Raw genomic sequence first — 1,571 nt, 5'->3', positions numbered from 1 at the left:
ACGCACTTGGTGCGATTCTTCTACGCGGCTACCTGGTCGCTCTCCCGCAAGACGCTCCTCAACTGGCGGGAGGAGGTGAGCGAGCACCCGGGTCGCCTCAACGTAGATTTTGAAACGCTGGTCAAATCCTTCCTCGCCCCGCGCCGGGTGCTGCGCGTGCTCACCGATTACATCCTCTTCGCCCGCAAGGACGGCGAACTGCAGAAAATCGTCCTGCGCCCGCACCAGATGCGCGCCGCCGAACGCGTGCTGGTCCGTGCGCGCGACCCACAGAAACGCCGCGGCTTAATCTGGCACACGCAGGGCTCAGGTAAGACCTATACCATGCTCACCATCGCCCGTCGCCTGCTGGAAATGCCAACTTTCGACAATCCAACCGTCTTGCTCATCGTGGATCGCAATGAATTGGAGCAGCAACTTTTCCTAAACTTGGAGGCGGTTGGGTTCAAGCGTGTGCATGTGGCGCACTCCAAACGCCACCTGCGCCAGCTGCTGTCCTCCGACACGGGCGGGCTCATCGTTTCGATGATCCACAAATTCGACGACGTACCTGCCAACTTGTGCATGCGGCGCAACGTCTTTGTGTTGGTAGATGAGGCTCACCGTTCCACCGGCGGCGACCTGGGCAACTACCTGATGGGCGCGCTGCCCAACGCCACGTTCATCGGCTTCACCGGCACGCCCATTGACCGCACCGCCCACGGCAAAGGCACCTTCAAGACCTTCGGCGCCGATGACCCGCAGGGCTACCTGGATAAGTACTCCATCCGCGAATCCATCGAGGACGGCACCACCGTCCCGTTGCACTATCAACTGGCGCCCAACGACCTGATGGCCGACCGCGAGGCGATGGAGCGCGAGTTCTGGGCGCTCGCGGAACTCGAGGGCGTGGCCGATGTGGAGGAACTCAACCGCGTCCTGGACCGCGCCGTGACGCTGACCAACATGCTCAAGAACCCCGAGCGGGTGGAGAAGATCGCGCGTTTTGTGGCCGACCATTTCCGGCAGTACGTGCAGCCCATGGGTTACAAAGCCTTTTTGGTGGCCGCGGATCGCGAGGCCTGTACCTTCTACAAAGAAGCCATAGACCGCTTTCTACCGCCGGCATGGAGTGCTGTGCTCATCAGCGCCGGACATAACGACCCGCCGCATCTCAGGCGCCACCACCTAAGCAAGGACGAAGAGAGCAGTCTGCGCAAGGCATTCCGCAAGCCGGGGGAGAACCCGCAGATTTTCATCGTTACCGAGAAACTGCTCACCGGCTACGATGCCCCCATCCTCTACTGCATGTACCTCGACAAGCCCATGCGGGATCATGTGCTTTTGCAGGCGATCGCCCGCGTCAACCGTCCCTACGAGAGCGAGGACGGTCAGCGCAAGACCAGCGGCTTGATCCTGGACTTTGTCGGCGTCTTCGAGAACCTGGAACGGGCGCTGGCCTTCGATTCGCAGGACGTGAGCGGCGTGGTGGAAGGCATCGAGGTGCTGCAAAAGCGCTTTGCTGACCTGATGGAAACAGGCCGGACCGACTATTTGCCTTTGCATGCCGGCAAGTCCGCAGACAAGGCAGC

Annotated in this window: 1 protein-coding gene; it reads left to right on the top strand. The window is 61.2% G+C overall.

Annotated features, from left to right (window positions below; all coding sequences use genetic code 11):
* The coding region (locus H5U38_00075; GenBank protein ID MBC7185407.1) for an HsdR family type I site-specific deoxyribonuclease at positions 1–1,571 on the top strand (1,571 nt) is incomplete at both ends.

The sequence above is a fragment of the Calditrichota bacterium genome, from assembly GCA_014359355.1.
Taxonomy (GTDB): Bacteria; Zhuqueibacterota; Zhuqueibacteria; order JANLFK01; family Oleimicrobiaceae; genus Oleimicrobium.
This window is presented reverse-complemented; position numbering and strand designations above follow the sequence as displayed.